The 4,405-nt window shown below is 69.4% G+C and carries 5 protein-coding genes; all 5 read left to right on the top strand.

The features are described from left to right. The first annotated feature begins 332 nt into the window (after window positions 1–332). The 5 genes from ACFU53_RS46875 (at window position 333) to ACFU53_RS46855 (ending at window position 4,380) form a co-directional block, all read left to right on the top strand. Window positions 333–1,250 carry a LysR family transcriptional regulator gene (locus ACFU53_RS46875; RefSeq protein WP_384006437.1) on the top strand — a complete coding sequence of 306 codons (918 nt, stop codon included), beginning with the start codon at window positions 333–335 and terminating at the stop codon, window positions 1,248–1,250. A gap of 98 nt (window positions 1,251–1,348) precedes the next feature. Further along, complete coding sequence (locus tag ACFU53_RS46870; RefSeq protein WP_384006434.1) at window positions 1,349–2,530, top strand: cytochrome P450; 1,182 nt, start codon at window positions 1,349–1,351, stop codon at window positions 2,528–2,530. 71 nt (window positions 2,531–2,601) lie between these two features. Beyond that, window positions 2,602–2,925 carry a 2Fe-2S iron-sulfur cluster-binding protein gene (locus ACFU53_RS46865; RefSeq protein WP_384006431.1) on the top strand — a complete coding sequence of 108 codons (324 nt, stop codon included), beginning with the start codon at window positions 2,602–2,604 and terminating at the stop codon, window positions 2,923–2,925. Next, window positions 2,922–4,166 (top strand): NAD(P)/FAD-dependent oxidoreductase, encoded by a 1,245-nt coding sequence (locus tag ACFU53_RS46860; RefSeq protein WP_384006428.1) that lies wholly within the window; start codon window positions 2,922–2,924, stop codon window positions 4,164–4,166. Before ACFU53_RS46865 ends, ACFU53_RS46860 begins: the two co-directional genes overlap by 4 nt. A 34-nt stretch (window positions 4,167–4,200) precedes the next feature. Continuing rightward, window positions 4,201–4,380 carry a hypothetical protein gene (locus tag ACFU53_RS46855; protein ID WP_384006425.1) on the top strand — a complete coding sequence of 60 codons (180 nt, stop codon included), beginning with the start codon at window positions 4,201–4,203 and terminating at the stop codon, window positions 4,378–4,380. Window positions 4,381–4,405 lie beyond the last annotated feature (25 nt).

Below are 4,405 nucleotides of genomic sequence, written 5' to 3'. Positions count from 1 at the left end.
TCGGCTGCGGCCCGCCGGCCCCAGACGGGCAGCAGCCGAGGCCCATGCCAGGAGACCGCCATCGCCGGACCGGTCTGCGGACACGCAGGGCGGGCCTCCTGCTGATCACATATTGGCCGAACCGCCGGGCCAGCACGCACGCCCTGACCTCGATCTCATCCCCAATCGTTAGCATGAGGCGTGCAAGCGTCGCGATGGGCGGGTCATGGCCCGGGCCTTCGGCGAGACGACCGGCGGACGCCCCTCGCCCCGCTCGAGCAACCCGCCCGTTTCCGCCCCACACCGTGCCTGACGGCATCGCTGGCTCCCGGGAGGTCTGTATGGAGGACCCCGTGAAACCTCCGGCATTCTCCTTGCGGCAGCTGGTGTACTTCGTCGCCGTGGCCGAGGAGGGCACGCTGAGCGGGGCAGCGCTGCGACTGCACATCTCCCAGTCCGCGGTGTCGTTGGCGCTGGGCGAGTTGGAACGGGCGCTGAAGGTGCAGCTGTGCGTACGGCGGAAGGCGCACGGGATCACGTTGACGCCGTCGGGGAGGCGGCTGCTGAACCAGGCACGGGCCTTGTTGGGTCAGGCGGAGGATCTTGCGGCGGACACCGTCGGGGGTATGTCCGGGCGGCTGCTGCTGGGGTGCTACCCGACCCTCGCACCGACCGTGCTGCCGCGCCTGCTGAGCGGGTTCGGTGAGCGGTTTCCGCAGATCACCATCGACTTCGAGGAGCGCACCCAGGACGATCTGCAGCAACGCATGCTGGACGGGAAGCTGGACCTCGCGGTGCTGTACGACATGGACGTGCTCCCGGAGATCGACCGGGTCGCACTCCACACCACCCGGCCGTACGTCCTGCTTCCCGCGGATCACCGGCTGGCCGGTGCCGACACCGTCGCCCTGCACGACCTGGCCGAGGAGCCGATGGTGCTGCTCGACTCACCGCCGAGCGCGCATCACACGCTCCAGCTGTGCCAGGAGGCCGGCGTGCAACCTCTCGTACGCCATCGCACAAGCAACTTCGAAACGGCGCGCGCCCTGGTTGGCCGCGGACTGGGGTACGCCGTTCTGATCCAGCGCCCGTACAACGACCGGACGTACGAAGGACTCCGGGTCGTGGCCAAGGAGATCACCGAGCTGGCCGCACACCAGATCACGGTCCTGCTCGCCTGGCCGCGGCACACCAGCCTCACCCAGCGTGCCACCGCATTCATCGAGTACTGCACAGAGGCCCCGCAGCCCGAAGCTTCCGGCCTCTCATGAGTTTTCCTGCTGTAACTTCCCGGAAACCTGTGCTTTTCAGATAGCCCACCGTGCCCGAGTCTCGACGCATCCAGACGGACCATGTCGCGGAGGCACCCATGGCACAGATCGCCGGAGACTTCACGGACACCATCCAGTTGCGGGATCTCTGGAACGACCCCTACCCGGTCTACGAAGAGCTCCGCCGCTCGCCCACGGCGTGGGTTCCGGCGGCCAACCGCTACCTGGTGACCCGGTATGCCGACATCGCCTACCTGGAGCGGAATCCGGAGATCTTCAGCGCGGCCGAGCAGAACTCGCTGATGACCCGGGTCATGGGCCACACCATGCTCCGTAAGGACGGGACGGATCACCTGCGCGAGCGCAAGGCCGCCGAGCCCGCGCTCCGTCCGCGCATGGTGAAGCAGCACTGGACCCCCGTGTTCCAGCAGCTGGCCGACGAACTGATCGACGGCTTCCACGAGCGTGGCGAGGCCGATCTGTTCACGGACTTCGCCGGTCCCATGGCCGCGCTGTGTCTGGCCGCCGTGCTGGGACTGCGCGAGGTGGCCGCAGCCGATCTGCAGACCTGGTCGCAAGCCATGATGGACGGCCTCGGCAACTACGCCGACGACCCGGTCGTCTGGCAGCACGCCGAGGCCGCCTCCCTCGGCGTCGACGAGGCGGTCGATGCCGCCATCGCCCGCCTGCGCGGCACCCCCGACGCATCGGTGATCTCCGCGATGCTGCACGCCGACGATCCGCTGTCCCCGGAGCAGATCCGCGCCAACATCAAGATGTTCATCGGCGGTGGCCTCAACGAACCGCGGGACGCGACCGCGGTCGGCACCTATGCGCTGTTGTCCCACCCGGAGCAGCTTGCTCAAGTGCGGGACGATCCCCGGCGGTTCGCCGACGTCTTCGAGGAGTCGGTTCGCTGGGTGGCGCCGATCGGCATGTATCCCCGGCAGACGACGCGGGAGACGGAACTCGGCGGGACGATGCTTCCCGCCGGCGCCCGCCTCGGAGTCGTACTCGCCTCGGCCAACCGCGACGAGACGGTCTTCGACGCCCCCGACACGTTCGACATCAACCGCCGCACCAAAGCGCACCTCGCCTTCGGCGGCGGCCCTCACTTCTGCCTGGGCACCTGGACGGCGCGCGCTCAAGTGGGCCAGGTGTCGCTGCCCACGCTGCTGCGCCGCCTGGAAGGCCTGCGGCTGTCCGACACCGAGCCGGTCCGCTGGGGCGGCTGGGTCTTCCGCGGCCTGCTGAATCTCCCGGTCCGCTGGAACCCGTGACGGCCCAAGAGCGCACAGCCCCCTGGGAGACGCCTGGAGGGACCTGCCCACTTCATGAACTCGGAGTACTCATGCCCACCATCGTTTTCGTTCGGCCGGACGGCAGTCGACACGTGCTCGACGTCTCCGAAGGCTCCAGCGTCATGAAGGCCGCCGTCGCGCACGGCATCGACGGAATCGTCGCGGAGTGCGGCGGTTCGGCGATGTGCGCGACCTGCCACGTCTACACCGACCCGGCCGACGCCGACCGGCTCCCACCGCTGACCGACGAGGAGGACGAGATGCTCGACTGCACCGTGTCCCCTCGCGTGGACGGCAGCCGGTTGAGTTGTCAGCTCCCCGTCTCCGGAGGGCTGGACGGTCTGGTCGTCAAGCTGCCGCCGGAGCAGCGATGACCACCACGGTGATCGTCGGTGCGGGCCAGGCAGGGGTCCAGGTCGCGGCCTCACTCCGCCAGGAGGGATACCGCGGGCGCGTGGTGCTCGTCGGTGACGAGGCCGAGCAGCCGTACGAGCGTCCACCGCTGTCCAAGGCGATCCTCCTCGGCGCGGCCACCGAGGAGCAGATACGGCTTCGTGCGGACGGCTTCTACGCCGCCAACGGCATCGAGCTCCTCACCGGTGAGCGGGTCACGCATGTCGACCGCGTGCAGCGGCGCCTGCGGCTGGCCGGCGGCGGTGAGCTGGGCTGGGACCACCTGGTCCTGGCCACCGGTGCCCGGCCCCGCGTGCTCGGTCTTCCTGGCACGGGCCTGGCCGGGGTGCTGCCGCTGCACTCCCTGGGTGACGCCCGCGTGCTGCGGGAGCAGCTGTCCGACGCCCGCCGGATCGTGATCGTGGGCGGCGGTTTCATCGGACTGGAGTTCGCCTCGGCCTGCGCCGACAAGGATGTGGTGCTGCTGGAGGCCGCGGACCGGTTGATGGGCCGGGCGGTCACCCAACCGGTCTCGGCCTTCTTCGCCGGGGCTCACGCGGCCCGTGGAGTCAGAATCGAACTGTCCATCGGTGCCACCGAGTTCGTCGGATCCTCCGGTCGGGTCACGGCGGTCCGCACGACCCGTGGGGCTCTCCATCCCGCCGATCTGGTGCTGGTCGGTGCGGGGTCACTGCCTGAGACGCAGCTCGCCGAGCGGGCGGGCCTCGCGGTGCGAGACGGCGTCCTGGTGGACAGCACACTGCGCACCTCGGATCCCCAGGTGTTCGCTGTCGGCGACTGCGCTCGCTTCCCCGGTGCCCACCACACCGCGGGAGGCACGACGATACGACTGGAGTCGGTGCAGAACGCCATGGACCAGGCCAGGCACGTCGCCCGGCAGATCGCCGCCGGCGAGGTGTCCGAGTTCCGCGCGCTGCCATGGTTCTGGAGCGACCAGAAAGGACTCGGGCTACGGATCGCCGGCCTGGGGCAGGGACACACCCAGACACACGTCCTGGGTGATCCCGACGCCGGCGCCTTCTCCGTCCTGGTCTTCCGCGAGGAACGCCTGGTCACGGTGGAGTCAGTGAACCGGCCGGGCGACCATGCGGCGGCCCGACGGATTCTCTCCTCCGGCGCCATCGTGACTCTCCGGGATGTCGCCGCGTCCGGCTTCACCCTCAAAGCAGCGGCCCGGGGCGGGACGGTGAGCACCGCCTGACCACTCCCCCACACCGGATCAGCGATATCGGGCAATGACGGCCTTCAGCCTCACCAGGCCGAGTCCGCAGATCCTGGAGTGTTCCCGATGCCCCAAGGCCTCCAGCGTCGGCCGCGAGGGCGGCGCCCACTCCATCGCCTTCTACACCGATTCGAAGATCGTCCACGTCGCCTTCGGCGGCGTCCACACCCCCGGTTTCGGAGCCATTTCATGACCACGCCCGCGAACACGAACGCCCC

This window comes from Streptomyces sp. NPDC057474 (genome assembly GCF_042802555.1).
GTDB lineage: Bacteria > Actinomycetota > Actinomycetes > Streptomycetales > Streptomycetaceae > Streptomyces.
Note: the sequence above shows the minus strand (reverse complement) of the source record. Positions and strands in the feature narration are given on the sequence as shown.

What these genes read in the sequence shown, in the direction of transcription:
- ACFU53_RS46865 (WP_384006431.1), top strand. Translation starts at nt 2,602, where the DNA reads ATGCCCACCATCGTTTTCGTTCGGCCGGACGGCAGTCGACACGTGCTC.
- ACFU53_RS46860 (WP_384006428.1), top strand. Translation starts at nt 2,922, where the DNA reads ATGACCACCACGGTGATCGTCGGTGCGGGCCAGGCAGGGGTCCAGGTC.
- ACFU53_RS46855 (WP_384006425.1), top strand. Translation starts at nt 4,201, where the DNA reads ATGACGGCCTTCAGCCTCACCAGGCCGAGTCCGCAGATCCTGGAGTGT.
- ACFU53_RS46870 (WP_384006434.1), top strand. Translation starts at nt 1,349, where the DNA reads ATGGCACAGATCGCCGGAGACTTCACGGACACCATCCAGTTGCGGGAT.